Annotated in this window: 19 protein-coding genes and 1 other RNA gene; 11 read left to right on the top strand and 9 right to left on the bottom strand. The window is 67.6% G+C overall.

Going from position 1 to position 19,176, the window contains the following annotated elements; genetic code table 11:
* Positions 1-41: 41 nt before the first annotated feature.
* The 4 genes from MLG87_RS16310 to MLG87_RS10490 form a co-directional block, all read right to left on the bottom strand.
* Complete coding sequence (locus tag MLG87_RS16310) at positions 42-1,373, bottom strand: ATP-binding protein (protein ID WP_243295123.1); 1,332 nt, start codon at positions 1,371-1,373, stop codon at positions 42-44.
* Positions 1,366-2,043: a response regulator gene (locus MLG87_RS10480; RefSeq protein WP_243295124.1), complete on the bottom strand. Its 678-nt coding sequence runs from the start codon at positions 2,041-2,043 to the stop codon at positions 1,366-1,368. The genes MLG87_RS16310 and MLG87_RS10480 overlap by 8 nt, the downstream gene beginning before the upstream one ends.
* Before the next feature lie 48 nt (positions 2,044-2,091).
* Positions 2,092-4,140, bottom strand: a complete 2,049-nt coding sequence (locus MLG87_RS10485; protein ID WP_243295125.1) for an ATP-dependent DNA helicase — start codon at positions 4,138-4,140, stop codon at positions 2,092-2,094.
* A gap of 139 nt (positions 4,141-4,279) precedes the next feature.
* A complete protein-coding gene (locus tag MLG87_RS10490) occupies positions 4,280-4,738 on the bottom strand; it encodes a 23S rRNA (pseudouridine(1915)-N(3))-methyltransferase RlmH (protein WP_243295126.1) in 459 nt (152 codons plus the stop codon).
* A gap of 90 nt (positions 4,739-4,828) precedes the next feature.
* Between MLG87_RS10490 and MLG87_RS10495 the strand changes: the two genes are divergently transcribed.
* The 11 genes from MLG87_RS10495 (at position 4,829) to nadE (ending at position 13,833) form a co-directional block, all read left to right on the top strand.
* A complete protein-coding gene (locus tag MLG87_RS10495) occupies positions 4,829-5,452 on the top strand; it encodes a hypothetical protein (protein ID WP_243295127.1) in 624 nt (207 codons plus the stop codon).
* 94 nt (positions 5,453-5,546) lie between these two features.
* Complete coding sequence (locus tag MLG87_RS10500; RefSeq protein WP_243295128.1) at positions 5,547-6,794, top strand: Glu/Leu/Phe/Val family dehydrogenase; 1,248 nt, start codon at positions 5,547-5,549, stop codon at positions 6,792-6,794.
* A 118-nt stretch (positions 6,795-6,912) separates the two neighbouring features.
* The gene (locus MLG87_RS10505) at positions 6,913-7,968 is read left to right on the top strand and encodes a hypothetical protein (RefSeq protein ID WP_243295129.1); all 1,056 of its coding nucleotides are present in this window, start codon (positions 6,913-6,915) and stop codon (positions 7,966-7,968) included.
* A gap of 119 nt (positions 7,969-8,087) precedes the next feature.
* Positions 8,088-8,567: a YcxB family protein gene (locus MLG87_RS10510; protein ID WP_243295130.1), complete on the top strand. Its 480-nt coding sequence runs from the start codon at positions 8,088-8,090 to the stop codon at positions 8,565-8,567.
* Positions 8,564-9,142 carry a DNA-3-methyladenine glycosylase gene (locus MLG87_RS10515; protein WP_243295131.1) on the top strand — a complete coding sequence of 193 codons (579 nt, stop codon included), beginning with the start codon at positions 8,564-8,566 and terminating at the stop codon, positions 9,140-9,142. Before MLG87_RS10510 ends, MLG87_RS10515 begins: the two co-directional genes overlap by 4 nt.
* Before the next feature lie 33 nt (positions 9,143-9,175).
* A complete protein-coding gene (locus MLG87_RS10520) occupies positions 9,176-9,379 on the top strand; it encodes a tautomerase family protein (RefSeq protein ID WP_243295132.1) in 204 nt (67 codons plus the stop codon).
* 130 nt (positions 9,380-9,509) lie between these two features.
* Positions 9,510-9,900, top strand: a transfer-messenger RNA (tmRNA) gene (ssrA, locus tag MLG87_RS10525).
* A 521-nt stretch (positions 9,901-10,421) separates the two neighbouring features.
* A complete protein-coding gene (locus MLG87_RS10530; protein WP_243295133.1) occupies positions 10,422-11,762 on the top strand; it encodes a hypothetical protein in 1,341 nt (446 codons plus the stop codon).
* Between the two features lie 350 nt (positions 11,763-12,112).
* A complete protein-coding gene (locus MLG87_RS10540; protein WP_243295134.1) occupies positions 12,113-12,340 on the top strand; it encodes a hypothetical protein in 228 nt (75 codons plus the stop codon).
* Positions 12,341-12,426: 86 nt separating this feature from the next.
* Positions 12,427-12,954, top strand: coding sequence for a DinB family protein (locus tag MLG87_RS10545; protein WP_243295135.1), 528 nt, complete (start codon positions 12,427-12,429; stop codon positions 12,952-12,954).
* Between the two features lie 42 nt (positions 12,955-12,996).
* Positions 12,997-13,833 (top strand): NAD(+) synthase, encoded by an 837-nt coding sequence (gene nadE, locus MLG87_RS10550; RefSeq protein ID WP_243295136.1) that lies wholly within the window; start codon positions 12,997-12,999, stop codon positions 13,831-13,833.
* 17 nt (positions 13,834-13,850) lie between these two features.
* Here the strand turns inward: nadE and MLG87_RS10555 are convergent, their stop codons facing one another.
* From MLG87_RS10555 to MLG87_RS10575, 5 genes are all read right to left on the bottom strand, one after another.
* The gene (locus MLG87_RS10555) at positions 13,851-14,813 is read right to left on the bottom strand and encodes an AraC family transcriptional regulator (protein WP_243295137.1); all 963 of its coding nucleotides are present in this window, start codon (positions 14,811-14,813) and stop codon (positions 13,851-13,853) included.
* A 16-nt stretch (positions 14,814-14,829) separates the two neighbouring features.
* Positions 14,830-15,594: a carboxymuconolactone decarboxylase family protein gene (locus MLG87_RS10560; protein ID WP_243295138.1), complete on the bottom strand. Its 765-nt coding sequence runs from the start codon at positions 15,592-15,594 to the stop codon at positions 14,830-14,832.
* Between the two features lie 40 nt (positions 15,595-15,634).
* Positions 15,635-16,630, bottom strand: a complete 996-nt coding sequence (locus MLG87_RS10565; protein ID WP_243295139.1) for an aldo/keto reductase — start codon at positions 16,628-16,630, stop codon at positions 15,635-15,637.
* Positions 16,631-16,654: 24 nt separating this feature from the next.
* Positions 16,655-17,716: an NAD(P)-dependent alcohol dehydrogenase gene (locus MLG87_RS10570; protein ID WP_243295140.1), complete on the bottom strand. Its 1,062-nt coding sequence runs from the start codon at positions 17,714-17,716 to the stop codon at positions 16,655-16,657.
* 170 nt (positions 17,717-17,886) lie between these two features.
* Positions 17,887-19,170: a 4Fe-4S dicluster domain-containing protein gene (locus MLG87_RS10575; RefSeq protein WP_243295141.1), complete on the bottom strand. Its 1,284-nt coding sequence runs from the start codon at positions 19,168-19,170 to the stop codon at positions 17,887-17,889.
* Between the last annotated feature and the right edge of the window lie 6 nt (positions 19,171-19,176).

The raw sequence follows: 19,176 nt of genomic DNA on the forward strand, positions 1-19,176 counted from the left end.
AACCTGACAAAACGGTCAGGTTCCCGGAACTGTGATCTGCATCAACCGAGCAGGAGTCGGGCCCTGGCCCCGCCAGGATCCAGGTTCTCGATGGAGAGGCTCCCTCCGTGCAGCTGGGCGATCCGGGAGGCGATGGCCAGGCCAAGGCCCGCGCCCTCGCCCCCCTTCAGGAACCTCCGGCCGACTTCGGGGAGCAGTCCGGGCGGCAGTCCAGGGCCCTGATCCTGGACGGTGAACATGGGGCCACCCGATTCGAAGGCGGCGGTCACCGTGACGGCTCCCCCGTCCGGACTGTGCCGGATGGCGTTCGTGAGGAGGTTGTGGAGGGCCTGGCGGAGGAGGGTCGGATCCCCCCGGAAGGAGAAGGCCTTGTCCAGGACCGGAACGAGGGTGATGCCCCGATCTTCCGCCAGGGCGAGGAAGGGGCGAAAAAGGGATTGCAGGAGTACCTCGGCCTGGATCTCCTCCCGGGACAGCAGGTGGGTCGGCTCTTCCGTCTGGGCCAGGAACAGCATCTGCTCGATCACGGCGATCAGGTGGTCAATGTCTTCCATCCACCCGCCCAGCCGGTCCGCCAGGTCGGGCTGGATCTCCGCCCGCTGGAGGAGGAACTCCAGTTCGAGACGGAGGGCATGCAGGGGCGAGCGGAGTTCGTGGGCAAGGTCCGCGTTGAGGCCGGAGAGCCGTGCGAAGGCCGTCTCGAGGCGATCGAGGGTGGTGTTGATGGCCTCCGCCAGGGGGTCCAATTCCAGCGGGATGCCGCGGCGCTCCAGGCGCGAACCGAGGGTCTCAGGCCGGATCCCCCGCGCCTGCCCGGCCATGGCCTCCAGGGGCTTCAGTCCCCGCCGGACCATCAGCATGCCCGTGAGGAACCCCAGGAAGGGCATCAGGGTCAGCACGATCACCAGCGCCACGCGGATCCTCTTGAGGAGGAAGGCCTCGGTGTCGCAGTTCCGGATCACCTGGAACCAGCCGCCGGGATAGGGAACCGTCAGGATCTTCAGCCGGTGCCCCTGGCCGAGGGCCTCATCGGACCAGACCCGGGCGCGGCTCCTGGGTGTGTAGGCGGCCGCAGGAGCCAGCGTCTCCAGAGTCGGCGACGCGAGGACGACCTGCCCATCGGGCGAGAAGAACCGGACGGAGAGGTGATCCCCGACATCCAGCAGCTCCTTGTCGACGGGGTCACCATCCACCACCAGCTTGTGGTCGAGCACGCGGGCCGTCTCCTCCACATCCCTGAGGATGCCCCGGCCGAGGGTGGCCTTCACGGTCGCATAGAGATACAGGCCGGTGGCCGTCGCGAACAGCAGGATGGCCAGGGCGCCCCACAGGCTCAGCTTGAAGCGGATGGACCGCCTGAGGAGATCAAGCACCGGGGACCTCCAGCAGGTACCCGATGCCGCGGCGGGTCTGGATGAGGGACGGGGAGGAGGGTGCATCCACCTTGCGGCGGAGGCGCTTGACCACGGCATCCACGAGGTTCGGATCGCGATCGAAGGCCACACCCCAGAGTTCCTCCGCGATGCGGGTCCGGGTGACCACCCGGCCCTCGTTGCGGGCCAGGAGTTCCAGGAGTGCATATTCCTGCGGCGTCAGATCCAATCGCTGGTTGGCCCTGGACACACGCCGGAGCCTGGGGAGGATCTCCAGATCCCCCAGCACCAGCTTCTCGGGAAAGGGAACCCCAGGGCGACGCAAGAGGTTCTGCACCCGGACCAGCAACTCCGAGAAGGCGAAAGGCTTGACCAGGTAGTCGCCACCTCCCAGCTCGAGCCCCTGGACGCGATCCTGCAGGCCGCCTCGGGCCGTCAGGAAGATCACCGGCGTTCCCGATCCATCCTCCCGCAGCCTCTTCAACAGGGCAAACCCATCCAGCCCGGGCAGTCCCACGTCAAGCACCAGGAGGTCGAAGCTCCGGGACTGCGCCAGGTCCAACCCCGCCAACCCCTCGTGAGCCACCTCCACAGTGAAGCCATGCTCCTGCAGCCCGCGGGCGATGGCCTGAGCGGCGCGTTGATCGTCTTCGACAAGCAGCAAGTGCATGCCAGGAATCTATCACTTATACCCGCAGCGCCCGGTCCTTTCCGGCGTTCACAACGAACGCAGGAACCTCTCCACCCGCTCCCAGTCCCGGGTCACGGGGAAGGGCGGGAGGGCGGCGCGGACCTGGGCGGCGTAGCGCTTCCCGAGGCGATCCTCGCTGGGCAGCATGAGGCGCGGATCCAGCACCGCCACCACGCCGCGATCGCCGCGGGTGCGGATGAGGCGGCCGATGCCCTGCTTGAGCTTCAGCGTCATCTGGGGCACCTGGATGCCGATGAAGCCGAGGCCGTCGCGCTGGGCGTCCGCCTCGCGGATGCGGGCCTGGAGCACGGGATCGTCCGGGGGCGCGAAGGGCAGCGCCGAGACCACCACCAGGCTCAGGGCGTCCCCCGGCAGGTCCACGCCCTGCCAGAAGCTGGCCAGGCCCAGCAGCACGGCCGACGGCGTGGCCCGGAAGCGGTCCAGCAGCTGGGTGCGGGAGAGGCCGTCGCCCTGCACGAAGAAGGTGAGCTCCGGCAGCGCGTCCTCCAGCCGCGGGCGGAAGGCCGCCAGCATCTTGCGGCTGGTGAAGAGCAGCAGGGCCCTTCCCCGGCTGGCCCGCAGCATGCGCTCCATGGCGGCGAGCGAGGCCTCGATCCAGGCGGGGTCGCCCACGCCGCCCCCGGAAGCCCGGCGCTCCGGCAGATCCGGCGGGACGAAGAGCAGGCCCTGCGCCTCGAAGTCGAAGGGGCTCTCCACGTGCTCGGCGGCCTCCACCTCGGGCCGGGTGAGTCCCAGGCGCAGGCCCAGGCCGTTGAAGCCCCGGCCGTCCCGCAGGGTGGCGCTGGTCAGCACCACGCTCTCGAAGCCGCGGCGCACGTGCTGGTGGAAGAAGGGGCGCACGTCCACGGGGTTGGACTTGAAGTGGACGAGGTGAGAGCCCTCCCGGTTCACCGTGGACACCCATCCCTCGGGCTGGGCGAAGATCTGCTCCATGCGCGAGAACGCCGTGCCCACGCGCTCCGCCAGGCGCATCCACAGCGGGTTCTCGGGATCGGCCCCCGCCAGGCGCCGCGCCTCCATCCACAGCGGATGGCCCGCCTCCACCCAGGCGCCCACGGCATCCGCCAGGGCCTTCATCTCCGGGCCCGGCGACAGGAGCGGCAGCACGCCGCTCTCCAGGGGCACCCAGGTGAGGATGTCCGCCCAGGCGCGCTCCCAGGGCTCCAGCAGGGCCAGCAGGCCCGCGCCCGAGCCCTTGGCCGCGTCGCGCAGGTCCGTGAAGAGCAGCTGCATGGCGCGGCTGGACCAGGCCTCGGCACAGCTCTCCGTGAGCTGCTCCTCCAGGTCGTGGGCCTCGTCGAGAATGAGCACCGGCGCGTCCGGCAGCACCTGGCCGAAGGCGGATTCGCGCAGCACGCGGTCCGCCAGCAGCAGCGCGTGATTGACGATGATGAGATCGGCCTCGGCCACCTCCGCCCGCAGCTTGGTGAGGTAGCAGTCTTCGAAACGCGGGCACTGCCGGCCCGTGCAGCGTTCGGCCCGGGCGTTGATCTTGTCCCACAGGGGCGACTCGCCCTCCCCGAAGCGGCCCAGGCCCTCCCGGTCGCCGTCCTGGGTCTCGCGGGTCCAGCGCTGGAGGGCCAGCCAGAGCTGCTGGTCGGCGCGGGTGAACTCCAGGTGCGGATCCGTGGAGACGGCTTCCCAGGCCGTGCGGCAGAGGTAGTTGGCGCGACCCTTGGCCAGCACGGCCTTGATGGGCCGGCCCAGGATGCCCGCGGCACGGGGCACGTCCTCCTCCAGCAGCTGCCGCTGGAGCTGCTTGGTGCGGGTGGCCACCAGGATGGGATGGCGTCCCGCGGCCAGGGCTGGCACCAGGTAGCCCAGGCTCTTGCCCGTGCCCGTGCCGGCTTCCACGGCCTGGATGACGGCCTCGGGACGGTCCTCGGATTCGCCGCCCCGGTCCCGCCAGCCCTGGAAGCGGGCGCTGCCCTCCACCACGGCATTGTGGACCAGCTCCGCCATGCGCCGCTGGCCGGGCCGATCCTCAGCCCCGGGGAAGCAGGCGAAGATCCGTCCCTCCGGCGGGGCGAAGTAGCGGTCCATGGGATGCGCCATCACCCCAGTCTGCGGCAAAGGCGGAAAAAGGGCGAATCCCGAAAAGATGGAACCGCGAAAGACGCGAAAGGGCGCGAAAAAGAAACAGGCTTTGCTTTCGAGGGCCCGCAGGGCGTTTTCGCGCCTTTCGCAGTTCAAATCACTTGTGATAGTCCTTGCCGCGAAGGATGGTGAAGGCCCGGTAGAGCTGCTCCAGGAGCATCACCCGGCTCAACTCGTGGGGAAAGGTCAGGGGCGATAGGCTGAGCTGCTCCTTCACCTCGGCCTTGAGGGCCGGGTCGAAGCCGTGGCTGCTGCCCAGGACGAAGGCCAGACTCTCCCCGCGGTCCATGCGCTCGCCCAGCCACTTGGCCAGGGCCTCGCTGTCCCGGAGTTTTCCTTCCGGCGTGAGCAGGACCGGGCAGGTCGCCGCCTTCAGCTTCGGTCGCAGGCGCTCGGCCTCCTCCCGGAGCCCCCGGGCCGGATCCCCCTTCCCCTCCGCCAGTTCCGTCACCTCCATCCGGGCGTAGGGGCGCAGCATGTCCAGGTAGTGCCGCTCCAGTCCCCGGCAGGGTTCCAGGCGCAGACGGCCGAAGGCGATGACTCCAATGGGATACATGATCCCATTGTGATGAATTTCCCTTGGCAGCGCAGTGGGAAGACTGCATCCTCACAATCATCCAGACCACCCCGTTCCGGAGGCCTATCGATGCGACGTACCCTGATGCTGCCCCTTGCCAGCCTGCTCCTCGTGCCCGCGTTCGTGAGCTGCGGCGGTGACGAGATCCCCACCACGCCCCCGCCCGCCGCCACCGAGCCCGCCGACATCCTCTACCACCTGCAGTACCTGGCGGTGCGGAAGGACTACAAGCACGTGACCCTGATCGCGCCCATCACGCCGGACGTGGTGTTCCCCTCCGCCCGGCAGATGCACATGGACGCCAAGGCCCTGGGCCTCACCCTGACCCCCGAGGAGCTGAAGGGCCTGGGCATCGACGAGAAGCTGGCCGCCAAGCTCGATGCCCTGCCCGGCGGCCCCGATGCCGTCAACTTCCCCGACTACACCGTCAAGGAAGCCCGCCTGGCCTACAACGCCGGCATCTACCGCCTGACCAAGGGCCTCACCGCCAAGTCCTGGGGCAAGATGCGGCACATGGGCATCGTGGACAACACGGCCGCCCGCCAGTTCGGTGCCCAGACCATCGTGAAGGACATGTCCCTGGGCTTCGACGGCAACAAGATCCTCTCCGTCAGCTGCCTCAAGAAGCCTGATGGCACCTACGGCGTCTCCTTCATGCGCTACCTGGTCTCCCTCCAGGGCCTGAAGCAGTAGGTTCATCCGCCAGCCCCTCTCCGCGGCCCCGGTCCCCCGGGGCCGCGCTATGCTTGGGGCGATCCGGCCTCGGCCGGGCGCGAGAGGGGCACCCATGGCCGGGCAGACCAACCTCTTCGAGAACGTGAACCGGCAGTTCGACGAGGCGGCGGACATCCTCCAGCTCTCCCAGGAGCTGCGGGAGCTGCTCAAGACGCCCTACCGGGAGATCACCGTGGCCATGCCCATCCGCATGGAGGACGGGACGCTGCGCGTCTTCAAGGGCTACCGCGTGCAGCACAACGGCGTGCGGGGCCCGCAGAAGGGCGGCATCCGCTTCCACCCCGACCTGGCCCTGGACGACGTGCGGGCCCTGGCCAGCCTCAACACCTGGAAGACGGCCGTGGTGAACATCCCCTTCGGCGGCGCCAAGGGCGGCATCCAATGCGATCCCTCGAGGCTGTCCCCGCACGAGCTGGAGATGCTCACGCGCCGCTACATCTCCAAGATCTCCATGGTGCTGGGCCCCACCCGGGACATCATCTCCCCCGACCTGAACACCAACGCCCAGATCATGGCCTGGGTCATGGACGAGTACGGCCGGAAGAACGGCCACCAGCCCGCCTGCGTCACCGGCAAGCCCCTGGAGCTGGGCGGCAGCCAGGGCCGCGAGGCCGCCACCGGCCGGGGCGTGGCCCTCTGCACGCGGGAGGCCTGGACGCGCGTGCTGGGCCGCGACCTGGCGGGCGCCCGGGTGATCCTCCAGGGCTTCGGCAACGTGGGTGGCCACAGCGCCCGGTTCCTCGCCGACATGGGCGCCCGCGTGGTGGCCGTGGCCGATCTGGGCGGCGCGGTCCGGCGCCAGGAGGGCCTGGACGTGACGGCCCTCCTGGCCCACGCGCGCCAGAACCGGGGCACCGTGGCCGGTTTCCCGGGCGGCGAGCCCTTCGATCCGGCCGAGATCTGGGCCCAGGAGGGCGACATCCTCATCCCCGCGGCCCTGGGTGGCGTGCTGACGGAGGCCAACGCCCCCTCCGTGAAGGCCAGCCTCATCGTCGAGGGCGCCAATGCCCCCACCACCCCCGAGGCCGACCGGATCTTCCGCGAGCGGGGCATCCTGCTGATGCCCGACATCCTGGCCAACGCCGGCGGGGCCACCGTGTCCTACTTCGAGTGGGTGCAGAACCTCCAGCACCTCTTCTGGGAGGAGGCCGAGATCTTCGAGAAGGAGGAGAAGGTCCTCCTCCAGGCCTTCCGCGACGTCGAGGAGCAGGTGCACCGGCACCACTGCACCTGGCGCACCGGGGCCCTGGTCCTGGCCCTGGACCGCGTGCGGAAGGCCAACGAACTGAGGGGTTGGTAGGGGTCCCCCGTCACAAGGGGTCCGCATCCGCCGTTTGCGGGTGGCTTTTCCTCCGGCCGCCTGGGAAAATCCTCAGTTGGGCCGGGGGGCGTCCCGAAAATCCGGCCAGGGAGGACCCATGTCCAAGAAGAACATCGTGCACGTGGTCGGCACGGGCACCATCGGCGAGCCGCTGATCGGCCTGCTGACCGAGTACAAGAAGGAACTGGGCATCGATGACGTGACGTTCCACAAGAACAGCGTCAGCGACCGTCCCAAGGTGAAGGCCCTGCTGCGTCGCGGCGCGAAGCTAGTGGTGGACGCCGACAATGTGGAGGGCTTCAAGTCCTGGGGCATCGAGCCCGCCATGCTCCACGACCAGGCCCTGAACGAGGCCACGGTCGTCATCGACTGCAGCCCCAAGGGCCTGGACATGAAGGAGAAGCTCTACACGCACTACGAGCACAACACCAAGGGCTTCATCGCCCAGGGCAGCGAGTTCGGCTTCGGCACCATGTACGCCCGCGGCATCAACGACGATGTGCTCAAGAAGAGCGGCCAGTACGTGCAGGTCGTGAGCTGCAACACCCACAACCTCTCCTGCATCATCGACACCCTGGCCCTGGCCGAGGGCGACGACAACCTGCTGGAAGGCAGCTTCGTCTGCATGCGCCGCGCCAACGACATCAGCCAGGTGAAGGACTTCTGCCCCGCGCCCCAGGTCGGCACCCACAAGGATGGCAAGTTCGGCACCCACCACGCCCGCGACGCCTACCACCTGTTCCAGACCAAGGGCCTGGAGCTGAACCTGTTCAGCAGCGCCATCAAGCTCTCCACCCAGTACATGCACAGCCTCTGGTTCGACCTGCGTCTCAAGCGCCCCACCACGCTGGAGAGCCTCAAGGCCCGCATCAAGGCCAACGACCGCATCGCCATCACGGAGAAGAAGGACGCCAACACCGTGTTCTCCTTCGGCCGCGACCAGGGCCACTACGGCCGCATCCTCAACCAGACCGTGATCCCCCTCAGCACCCTCACCATGCCCAGCGAGACCCGCGTGGTGGGCTTCTGCTTCACCCCCCAGGACGGCAACAGCCTGCTCTCCAGCGTGGCCGCCGCCCTGCACTTCATCCACCCGGACGACTTCGAGGAGCGCATCCAGGTGCTGAAGCCGTACTTCTTCGACGAAGTGTGAGGAGGCCCGAATCGCTTCGCGATTCGAGTAGGAAAACGGGCCCGCGCTGCGGGCCCGTTTTGATGGAATCCTTTTCTTCAACTCGGGGCGCGAGGCGGCCTGAGCCTTCCGGAACGCCCATGCAGATCCTCGCCACCTACACCCTGACGCCCGATGAGGCCCTGCGGGGCACCCGCGCCTTCAAGCGCCTCTGGTACGCCCTGTCGGTCCTGTGCGGCGCCCTGCTGCTGATGGGGGGGCTCGGCCGAGTGGGGCTCACGCCTGACCATCCGGGACCGGGCCTCTTCCTGGCCTTCAACGGCCTGCTCCTGATGGTCCTCCCCGAGGCGGTGCTGCGCTGGGGGCGCCGGCGCCGCGGAGGGCAGGCCTACCCGCCCATGGAGGTGCGCCTGGACGACGAGGGCCTTTCCCTGCGCACCGAGGCCACCGAGGGCGGCCTGCCCTGGAGCGCCTTCACCCGGGTGGCCCGCCGCAGCGGGTTCTGGATCTTCCGCGTCGGCCCCTCCCAGGCCGTGCTCGTTCCCGAGCGGGCCCTCGAGGGCCCAGCCGCCGCCGAGCTGGAGGCCTTCCTCCGGGCCCGGAAGCTGCTGCGGCCATGACCCTCGAAGGGTCCGTGGACAGCGCCGCCCGTCTCCTGCTGGGCATGCGGCTGGTGCGTGAGAACGTCGTCCTCCGCATCACGGAGGTGGAAGCCTACGGCGGTCCCGAGGACAGCGCCAGCCACGCCCGCCACGGGCGCACGGCCCGCAACGCGCCCATGTGGGGCCCGCCGGGCCGGGCCTACCTCTACTTCTGCTACGGCGTGCACTGGATGCTCAACGTGGTGACGGGCCCCGAAGGCGAAGCCTGCGCGGTTCTCATCCGCGGGGCGGAGGTGGTCTCCGGGCTCGAGACCGTCCTGGCGCGACGCGGTGCGGCCAGGGCCACGCCCCAGCTCTGCGCGGGCCCGGGCAAAGTGGCCCAGGCCCTGGGGCTTGACCGGGCCTTCGACGGCCACGATCTGCTGGCCCCCGGCGGCCTGGAGCTGCGGCCCGGCCCGGCCCCGGCTGTGATCCTCGCGGGTCCGCGCCTGGGCATCGCCTTCGCCACCGCGGCCGACCAGTCCCGCCCCTGGCGCTTCGCCGACGGGGACAGCCGGGCCGTGCTGCGGCGGACCGCCCTCCTCCCCCGCTGAGGCGCTTATCTTGGAGACGTCCAGGAGGCCGCCATGCCCTACGTGAACATCCGCATCACCCGCGAAGGCGCCACCGCCGAGCAGAAGGCCCGGCTCATCCAGGGCGCCACCCAGCTCCTCGTGGACGTGCTGGGCAAGAACCCCCAGACCACCGTCGTCGTCATCGACGAGGTGGAGACGGACAACTGGGGCATCGGCGGCGAGACCGTCACCGCCCGGCGAAAGCAGGGGCACTGAACGCATGCTTGTGCATCCGCCATCCCGCACCCATACTCAGGATCCGCCCGATTCGCGCCCTTGAGGGGGCCGGACGGACGGCGCCGGATGCGGGAGCGATCGTAGTCCATGTCTGGTGATCACCACACGCGGGGGTGACCGGTTTCGACAGGTCGTGATCCGGGTGCCTGGTGCAGGCGGGGGTTGGACGGCTGGCCCCCTCATCAAGCCGCCCAAAACAAACTGCCAACGATAACTTCGAACTGGCTCTCGCTGCCTAGGGCAACCTAGGTTCCGAGCGAGTCCCCGGGATCTCTGGGTACCGGGCTCGTTAAACCGCTGAAAGGGTGGCTTCGGCCTGCCGGACAGCGGCACCAGATGGGCCGCCGCGACGCCCCCTGACGGCGGCCGAGACCAGGGGGCACACGTCCCGAGCGGCTCGTCCGTTCCCCGCCGGGAGGTTTCAAGAGCGGACCAAGCCTGTGGAAGAGCCGCCATCCGGCATGTCTTGGACGTGGGTTCGAGTCCCACCACCTCCACCACAAAATGAGGCCCCGAATGGGGCCTCATTTTGTGGTGGAAATATAAAAGGCGGGACTCGAAATCGCTGAAATGCTGGCAGGTAGCCGTAGCCGGAGGCAGTCCGGGGGACTGCCGGAGGCGTTAAGCGGCGTGCCAGCATTTCGCGCGGCCGGAGCGTCACCCGCAGGGTGATGCGGAGGGAGTCCCACCACCTCCACCAAAGAAAAGCCCCCGCCTGCGGGGGCTTTTCTTTGTCGCGGAACCATCATTTGGCCGTTTGGTCAGCTTATGGTTCTTATTACTCTCGAATAATCCGCTCCAACCCAAGCCTGGTATGAACCTCCTTGGACCCGACCAATGTTCGAGGATCGGCGGGGTCTATCCGCGAACCCCAGCGAGACAACCCTTAACCCAGGGCTCTCACCATCCTTGGTATAGGAGTGGGGAGGACGTCATAGATTTCTGTCCAGGTGCTGTTGGTTGAATTTGTTTAAGTGATAACCCGTTTGTTGATGTCATGACATCATTTAATGAGATATACATGAGGTCATTGCATGCGGTCCCATTCGAATTCTTCGCGGTGGCCTTGATGGACACAACCCAACGCAAACTGATACTTGGCATCGTCACTGCGCTGTTGCTGGCATTTGCTGTCGTGATCGTCGACCTGGCGAGCGGTGGCCGCCCTGATCCGCCGGGGCTGCGCGCTGCAGCGACTCTGCTCAATGGGACTTGGCGATTCCATACCGGCGATGACCCACACTGGGCGGACGCCATCACGGACGATAGCGGTTGGGAGACGGTCGACATGACCGCCGCACCGGGCAGCCACGACGGCGACGTGGGCCTACCCGATTATGTGGGCGGGTGGATGGCACACGGTCATCCCGGGTATCAGGGTTACGCCTGGTACAGACGCGTGGTGACGGTGCCGCCCAAACCCGCGTCGTGGGACATCCTCGGACCGACCCTCGTGGAGGATGGCTATGAACTCTATTGGAACGGCCAACTGTTAGGCGGGTCAGGCAGGCTCGGCGCGGCCCCACGACTCGTCGGAACGCGACCGCTTCAGTTCGCCCTGCCTTCCGATGTGGCGGGTACCCGCAATGTACTGGCTATCCGCGTGTACATGCTTCCCGGGTCCGGTGTTAGCCCAAATGGCGGCGGCATGCACAGCCCGCCCATATTGGCCCCGCGGCCGATGAGCGATGCGCTCCACCGCGTGCAATGGCAGCGAACCATCGCCGGTTACATCGTCGATGTGATCGAGCCGTTAACGATGTTTGCACTCATTGGCTTGGCACTCTGGTGCCGGCCTCGAAGCAACCACGGGAGTTTCTTGATCCTCGCCAGCATCGCACTCGCGCTCATGGCAGCCAGGCGCCTCAACAACGCGATCCTCGCGTGGACCGATCTGATGGATCTGGCGACCTATGCGTGCCTGGCCTCCGTGATGTGGGTACCAACGGTGGCCGCCTGGGCGTTTGCCTGGAATCGCTGGTGCCTGCCTCCGTGGCGAAGCATCGATGTGTCTGCCGCGCTGCTGGCGGTCTCGGCGATTGTCGGCGCCGTGACCCATTCGGCGAGTGTGACGAGAGGCAGCCAGCTCGGGTCCATCGCACTGTTTGTCGTGATCGGGGCGCGCATCTTCCGCAGTGGATCCGTGCGGATCCTGGCGCTCGTCACGTTGGCCTCCATCATGGCCGCGCTGTTCGGCGGCGAGTTGCTCGATATGATCGGCGTACCGGGCATCTGGTTCCCGTTCGGCATCGGCGTGTCGCGGACACAATATGTCTACGCGCTCGCCATGCCGCTCCTGGCATTCTTGATCGTAAGATCGATGCCTTCAAAGAGAGCGGATCCGTCGGCGACGCAGCGATGATGAGCTGGTTGTCGTGGCCAACGAGGTTGTTCAGCCTTGTGACCGGGGGCTGACCGTTGAGGGCCGGATGTGGCCGGTGGTGATGGTCGAAGTGAAGCCAGGCGCTGAGCGCCGGGATTCGCTCGTCTGAACTCTGCCAGGTGAGGCCATAGCCCCACTCCCGCAGGGTGGTCTGGATCGACCGCGGCGTGCCAGCCTTTCGCGCGGCCGGATCCTGGCTCTTCAGTCATGGGGTTCAGCGAGAAGGCCTACGGGCCTGTTCCAGGTGGTCTACTTGGAATTTCATTTTTGGATCTTTTTCGAGAACCACCCCAAACCTAGTCTTGGCTCTGGTCTTTGAGGATGGAGCCTTGCACACCTATTTCGAGATCACCGCCACCTGGCCCAAAGACATCAAGGAGATGCAGGAGCTGGCTGCCCTCGCGAAAAGAGAACCCGGCCTGAACCACTCGCACATGGGTCTTATCAAGCTGAGCACCGTGCTTCTTCGCCGAGAGGAGGACCATCCTAGTCCGTGGCGCGAACGCGCGCTCGTCCCGTCCTTCGGTTCCAGCCTCCTGCGACGGGAGGAACCCTAGAGACCGACCTCGTTCCGTCAGAGCTAACATGAACCTCGGTGGCTGAGTCGAACCGGCGCGCTCAAGCATCGACAGGAGGCAGGGCCTTGAGGGAGATCGAGAAGCCAGGATCCAGCGAGCATGTCCCATACGTATTGCAATATTTCAACCTGGTACCAAGCGATGGGCGGGTGCTCGAGCACCTTCGGGAGAACCTCATCGAGACTTCCGCGTTCCTTCGCGCCCTGCCCTCAGACCTGCTTGATCACCGGTATGCCCCTGGGAAGTGGACGATCAAGGAAATCCTCCAGCACCTCAGTGACGACGAGCGGATATACGCCTATCGGGCGTTGCGATTCGCCCGCGGCGACACGACCGAGCTCCCTGGATTCGACCAGGATGCCTACACCGCGGAGACCCAGGCGAACCTCCGCGCCCTTGATGATCTGATCGATGAATTCGCCACGGTTCGCGCGGCCACGCTCTCGCTCTATGCCGGGCTTGGTGACGCGGCGCTTCTCCGTTCGGGAGTCGCATCGGGAAACATCATGAGCGTGCGGGCCATCGCCTATCACGTGGCCGGGCACGAGCTCTGGCACATGAAGGTGATCCGGGAACGGTACCTTGCGCCCTGAGGTGTGCCGCCGGGCCGCGGTGCAAGGATAGGAGATCTCAACATGTCGCCTTTCGTCACTGACATCCGACCCGCCATTCTGGCTGCCGTGGATGGAATCAAAAAAGAGGTTGATATCGCGGTCATCGGCCTGTCTGGAGGGGCGGACTCGACCCTGTGCGCCTGCCTGTCGGTCTCGGCCCTTGGTGCAGACAATGTCTTCGGCATCTCGATGCCCGCCTGCTCCATTGACGACGCGACTTTTAACGCCCGGTCTGCGTCCGTGGCTCACAAGCTGGGTATCAACCATATAACCCTCGATATCCAACAGGCTGTTTCTGCCGTCCTGTCAGCCTGGGAGGAGCAGGTGGGGCCCATCGGCATCCATGGAATCTCGGCGCTCAACACGGGAAATACCCGTGCGCGTCTTCGGATGATCAACCTCTACCTCACCTGCATGGCACTCGGCGAGGCCCATCCAGGCAAGCGCGTTCGGGTCATCGGCACCGGTAACCTCAGCGAGGACTACATCGGCTACGACACGAAGTGGGGTGATGGCGCCTGCGACATTTTTCCGATCAGCGACTTCTTCAAGAAGGAAGTCTACATGGCCCTCGACTGCTTCACCGCCGATGGCCTCATCGAAGAGACCCACATCGACCGGGTCCCTTCGGCAGGCCTGTGGCCAGGCCATACGGATGAGGGAGAGTTGGGTTTCACCTACGACGAGATGGCCCCGGCCATTCTGTATTGCATGCGATCCGGGAAGGGCGGATGTGATGACCACACGCTTCGAGACCCTGACTTCATGAAAGTCGTCGACTTCGTACGGAATCGCCACAAGGCCAATTCCCACAAACTTCGTCCACCTGGAATCAAGACCATTCCCGGCCGATCCTGATGGCCGCTATTCCTGCGTCAGTCCTCCGTCCTCAGCCCCTCCGCCTGTTCCCGCAGCCGCGCCACATCCTTGGTCGGCGCGTTCCCGAAGTAGCGGCCATACTCCCGGGCGAACTGGGAGGGACTCTGGTAGCCCACGCGGCGGCCGGCGGTGCTGGCGTCGAGACGGGTGAGCAGCATGAGACGCCGCGCCTCCTGGAGGCGGATGGCCTTCTGGTACTGCAGGGGGCTCATGGCGGTGACGGCCTTGAAGTGCTGGTGGAAGGAGGAGGCGCTCATGTGCACCAGGGTGGCCAGGCGCTCCACGTCCAGCGGCTGGTCGAAGTGGGCGCGAACCCAGGCCACGGCCTTGGCGACGCGGTGGAGCTTGCTCTCCTCCTGGCCGATCAGCGCCACCCGCGGCCCCAGCGGACTCCGCAGGAGCCGGATGAGGATCTCGTCGAGGACCAGGGGCGCCAGGAGCTCCGCCTCGTCGGGCCGGGAGGCCAGCTCCATCAGCCGCACCACGGCGTCGATCAGCGGCACATCGAGCTGGTCCACACAGATCGCCCGGCCCTCGCTCCGGCGGGGGAGACCGAGGGGGTAGACCTTGGCCGTCAGGTCGGCGATCCGCGCCGGATCCAGATCCACCAGGAGGCCGAGGTAGGGCGCGTCCAGGCTGGCCTGGGTGACCTGGGCGGACACGGGGACATCCACGGAATAGACCAGCACCCGCGAGGCGTCGTACTCGTAGAGTTCCTGCCCCAGCATCACCCGCTTCGCGCCCTGGGCCACCAGGCATAGCCCCGGGCGCTGCACAGCGTGGTGGAAGGCCGCGTGGGCGCGGGAGGCCCGGGAGACGTGCACCCCCGGAAGGCGCAGCTCGAAGGTGCCGTCGTAGGGGGCGAGGGCCAACAGCAGGTTCGCGAGCCGGGTCACGTCCGGCCGGGAGGGCTCCGGCTCGAGGCTATCGGGAGAAGATGGCTTGGGGATGCGGGTCATGGACCATTCTCTCCTTTCAGGCCAGTCCGGGGGCGGGCAGGACCTCGTTCAGGGCCTGCAGGGCATTGAGGGTCCTCGGGTAGCCGAGGTAGGGCAGAAGCTGCGTGACGACACTCAGCAGGGTCGCCCGATGGTTGCCAACCTGGAGGTTCCCCCGGATGTGTCCCTTCACCTGGGCCTCGCAGCCCCGCAGCGCAAGCAGCATCGAGAACGTGAGCAGCTCCCGCAGGCGCAGGTCCAGCCCCGTCCGCGTGTAGTGGTCCCCGAAGCAGTTGGCGGACAAGTGGTCCTGGATGTGCCGCTGGTCGACCGGCGCAGCCTCGCGCATCCGGTCGATCACCTCGCCGAAGATCGCCTTCTGGACCGCCAGCCCCCGCGCCATCCGCGTCTCGCGCGTGGTCGTGGACTGGCCCTCCAGCGGCAGCTTCACCCCGGCGCCCGCCAGGATCTCGTTGGTGGCGTGGAGGAAGTCGAAGACCACGGCGATGCCGCAGTACGGCACCGCCTGGTAGACGACCTCCTTCACCTCGGCCGGCGACACGCCCACAGACAGCGCCGCCCGGAGCATGACCTTGTACTCTCCGAGCGCCTGGCTCGCGATCAGGGCCGCCAGGATGACCATCAGGCGGGTCCGGTCGTCCAGGTGGACCTGGGCATCCACCTCGTCGAAGGCGAAGCCGTCGAACAGCTCGACGAACTCCGGGTCGGTGGCCTTCAGGGTGGACGTGTGGCCCGGAAACCAGCGCGCGTGGTTCCGCTCGGCGGCTTCTGAAAGGGCCATCACATCCTCCTTGTCTGCCTGGGTCCCGGTCGAGGGCCGGTTAGCGGCCCACCAGCTTCTGCAGGTGCTCCGGGTACCGGGCGCCCTGGAGCTCGACCTGGGAGGCGGCGGCCTCGATGGCCTTCAGGTCCTCGGCGGTGAGTTCGAGGGCGGCGCCCCCCAGGTTCTCCTCGAGCCGATGGAGCTTGGTCGTACCCGGAATCGGGACGATCCAGGGCTTCTGGGCCAGCAGCCAGGCGAGGGCGAGCTGGGCCGGGGTCACTCCCTTCGCGGCCGCCAGGGCCTTCAGCACCTCCACCAGGGCGAGGTTGGCCTTGCGCGCTTCCGGCGTGAACCGCGGAACGATGTTGCGGAAGTCGGTGGGATCGAAGGTGGTGGTCTCGTCGATCTTGCCCGTGAGGAAGCCCTTGCCGAGGGGGCTGAAGGGCACGAAGCCGATGCCGAGTTCCTCCAGCGTGGGGATGATCTCCGCTTCCGGCTCCCGCCAGAACAGGGAGTACTCGCTCTGCAGGGCGGCCACGGGCTGTACGGCGTGGGCCTTGCGAATGGTGGCGGCGCCGGCTTCGGAGAGGCCGAAGTGCCGAACCTTGCCTTCCTGGATGAGCTGCTTGACCGTGCCGGCCACGTCCTCGATGGGCACCTCGGGATCCACCCGGTGCTGGTAGAAGAGGTCGATGGCCTCCACGCGCAGGCGCTTCAGGGAGGCCTCGGCCACGGCCCGGATGCGCTCGGGCCGGCTGTTCAGGCCGCCCGGGTTCTGCCCAGAGACCTGGTCGATGGCGAAGCCGAACTTGGTGGCGATGGCCACCCGGCCCTTGAAGGGGGCCAGGGCCTCGCCCACCAGCTCCTCGTTCGTCCAGGGCCCGTAGACCTCCGCCGTGTCGAAGAACGTGACTCCCTTCTCCACGGCGGCCCGGATGAGGGCGATGCCTTCCTGCTTGTCGACGGCGGGGCCGAGGCCGAAGCTCAGGCCCATGCAGCCCAGGCCGAGGGCGGAGACATTCAGGCCGCGAGTACCGAGTGTTCGCATCTTCATGAGAGTTCTCCCTGTGGATCGGGTTCAGTTCTTCGTCTTCAGCGAGGCCATATCGACGACGAAGCGGTACTTCACGTCGGCCTTCAGCAGGCGCTCGAAGGCCCCGTTGATGTCCTGCATGCGGATCACTTCCACGTCGGACGTGATGCCGTGCTCGCCGCAGAAGTCCAGCAGCTCCTGGGTCTCGGGGATGCCGCCGATGAGGGAGCCGGCCACGGACTTCCGGCCGAGGACCATGGGCACGCTGTTGAGCATGGGCTCCAGCCCGCCCAGGTAGCCCACCAGCACCAGGGTGCCGTTCGTGGCGAGGGTTGGAATGTAGGGATTCAGGTCGTGGACATAAGGCACGGTGTCGACGATGAGGTCGAAGCGACCCGCGACCGACGCCATCTGGGCGGCATCCGTGGACAGCACCACGCGGTCCGCGCCCAGGCGCCGGGCATCGGCCTCCTTGCCTTTGGATCGGGTGAAGAGGGTCACCTCGGCGCCCAGAGCCTTGGCCAGCTTCAGGCCCATGTGGCCCAGGCCACCCAGGCCCGCCACGGCCACCTGGCTGCCCTTCCCGACCTTCCAGTGGCGCAGGGGCGACCATGTGGTGATGCCGGCGCAGAGGAGCGGTGCCGCGCCGCGGAGGTCCAGGTTCTCCGGCACCTTCAGCACGAAGCGGTCGGAGACCACGATCTGGTCGGAGTAGCCGCCCTGGGTGGGCCGGCCATCGTGGCGATCCGTGCCGCCGTAGGTGCCGGTGAAGCCGTTCTGGCAGTACTGCTCCTCACCGTGCTCGCAGGGCTTGCAGTGGCGGCAGGAGTCCACCAGGCAGCCCACGCCGACGGCGTCGCCGACCTTGAAACGGGTGACGGCGGCGCCCACCTCGCGGACGCGGCCGATGATCTCGTGGCCGGGAACGATGGGGTACGTGGTCCAGCCCCAGTCGTTGCGGGCCGTGTGCAGGTCCGAGTGGCAGACGCCGCAGTAGAGGATGTCGATCACCACATCGTCGGGCCGGGGGTCACGGCGCTCGAAGGGGAAGGGGGCCAGGTCCGAGGTGGGGGACTGGGCGGCGTAGCCGAGCACGTTCAGAGTCATGCATTCCTCCATGTCAGGGACGAGGGTCGTCCGTCCTGCCCGCGGACCTTTTTATGCGGGGCCGCCTGGTTCGGGGAGCGGCATGAGGAAGTGTAGGAAGCGGGCGGCCGGCCGGCTTGCCTGATGCTCCGAACTTCTAGCCCAATCCTCCAGGATCGTTTGTCCGATCCTCAGCGCCCCGCCATCAGGCGGTCCAGGTAGCGCGACTTGACCTGCTTGGAGGCGAGGGCCCGCTGGAGGGGCGGGAGCTTGAGCACGGCGCCGAGGATGGCGGCCACGGCGCGGTGCCCGTGGCTCGACTGCCCGTCCACCAGGAGCTCCGCCAGCTGGCCGCGCTCGAGGGCCATCACCACGGTGCGATGGGCCGTGTTGGCGGGGGTCAGCACCCTCGCCGGGCGGGACTTGAGCCGGATGGCCCTCGGAGCGCAGGTCCGCACGCACACGCCGCAGCCCAGGCAGCGGTCCTCGTCCAGCCTGGCCCGCCGCGCGGTGGGGCGGCGGGGATCGTGGGCCGAGACGAGGGCGAGCGCCTCCACGGGGCAGGCCCCGACGCACTTCCCGCAGCCGGTGCACCGCCCGTCATCCAGCTCCGGGAGGAAGTTCGTGGTGTGGACGGGCTTCATGAACGCGAAGCGGCGTGCCGCGACCATGGCCTCGCAGCAGCAGCCGCAGCAGTTGCAGATGAAGCTCACCTGCTCGCGCACGTTCTCGCCGAACTGCACCAGTCCCCGCTCGCGGGCCTGATCGAGCAGATCGAGGCACTCCGCGGCCTCCACGCGCCGCGCCACCTGGTGGCGTGTCAGGGAATCCGCGCAGGTGCCGAAGGTCATGCAGATCTCCATGGGCGCGTCGCAGGCCTTCCCCAGATGGGCCATCTTGTGGCGGCAGTAGCAGGTGCCGACCCCGATGGCCCCCGCGGTCCGGACCACCTCGCTGGCCCGCTCGTGATCGAGCACCACGAGGCTGTCCTCCCGGGGCAGCGCCGTCTCGTCCACGAAGACCCGGCCCAGCTGCGTTTCCCCGCCCGTGAACAGGGCGCGGAGAAAGTCCTCCTCCACGTTCAGGTACTGGTGAAAGAGCTCCGCCAGGGCTTTCTGGTCCACATCGCCCCGCACCCGCATCATCGAGAACTCGAAAAAGCCAGCCATGGGCGGCGGCATCACGTAGCGCGTCTCGCCGTCGTGGACCATGTCCAGCAGCATGGCGCGCCCGGCCAGGGCCTCCAGGACCTTGCGCGCCCGCGCCTCCGGGATCTTCCAGATCGCCGCTGCGCGGCGGGCCGTGAAGGGCCGGATGGGAACCTGCGCCAGCAGGCCGGCCTCCTCCTCGCTCACCAGGAGCCGGAGGATCTGGAGGAGCCGCTCCGAGGGTGGCGCGCCCTGGGGGAAGCGGTTCAGACGCGCCACCAGGCGCTCGTAGGTGCCGTGGCCGGAGGGAAGGAGGGCGTGGGCCATGGGGAT

It is taken from the genome of Geothrix mesophila (genome assembly GCF_022808835.1).
Taxonomy (GTDB): Bacteria; Acidobacteriota; Holophagae; order Holophagales; family Holophagaceae; genus Geothrix; species Geothrix paludis.

Coding starts and splice junctions, on each gene's coding strand:
- MLG87_RS10480 (WP_243295124.1), bottom strand. CDS start 2,043: ATGCACTTGCTGCTTGTCGAAGACGATCAACGCGCCGCTCAGGCCATC.
- MLG87_RS10485 (WP_243295125.1), bottom strand. CDS start 4,140: ATGGCGCATCCCATGGACCGCTACTTCGCCCCGCCGGAGGGACGGATC.
- MLG87_RS10490 (WP_243295126.1), bottom strand. CDS start 4,738: ATGTATCCCATTGGAGTCATCGCCTTCGGCCGTCTGCGCCTGGAACCC.
- MLG87_RS10495 (WP_243295127.1), top strand. CDS start 4,829: ATGCGACGTACCCTGATGCTGCCCCTTGCCAGCCTGCTCCTCGTGCCC.
- MLG87_RS10500 (WP_243295128.1), top strand. CDS start 5,547: ATGGCCGGGCAGACCAACCTCTTCGAGAACGTGAACCGGCAGTTCGAC.
- MLG87_RS10505 (WP_243295129.1), top strand. CDS start 6,913: ATGTCCAAGAAGAACATCGTGCACGTGGTCGGCACGGGCACCATCGGC.
- MLG87_RS10510 (WP_243295130.1), top strand. CDS start 8,088: ATGCAGATCCTCGCCACCTACACCCTGACGCCCGATGAGGCCCTGCGG.
- MLG87_RS10515 (WP_243295131.1), top strand. CDS start 8,564: ATGACCCTCGAAGGGTCCGTGGACAGCGCCGCCCGTCTCCTGCTGGGC.
- MLG87_RS10520 (WP_243295132.1), top strand. CDS start 9,176: ATGCCCTACGTGAACATCCGCATCACCCGCGAAGGCGCCACCGCCGAG.
- MLG87_RS10530 (WP_243295133.1), top strand. CDS start 10,422: ATGAGGTCATTGCATGCGGTCCCATTCGAATTCTTCGCGGTGGCCTTG.
- nadE (WP_243295136.1), top strand. CDS start 12,997: ATGTCGCCTTTCGTCACTGACATCCGACCCGCCATTCTGGCTGCCGTG.
- MLG87_RS10555 (WP_243295137.1), bottom strand. CDS start 14,813: ATGACCCGCATCCCCAAGCCATCTTCTCCCGATAGCCTCGAGCCGGAG.
- MLG87_RS10560 (WP_243295138.1), bottom strand. CDS start 15,594: ATGGCCCTTTCAGAAGCCGCCGAGCGGAACCACGCGCGCTGGTTTCCG.
- MLG87_RS10565 (WP_243295139.1), bottom strand. CDS start 16,630: ATGAAGATGCGAACACTCGGTACTCGCGGCCTGAATGTCTCCGCCCTC.
- MLG87_RS10570 (WP_243295140.1), bottom strand. CDS start 17,716: ATGACTCTGAACGTGCTCGGCTACGCCGCCCAGTCCCCCACCTCGGAC.
- MLG87_RS10575 (WP_243295141.1), bottom strand. CDS start 19,170: ATGGCCCACGCCCTCCTTCCCTCCGGCCACGGCACCTACGAGCGCCTG.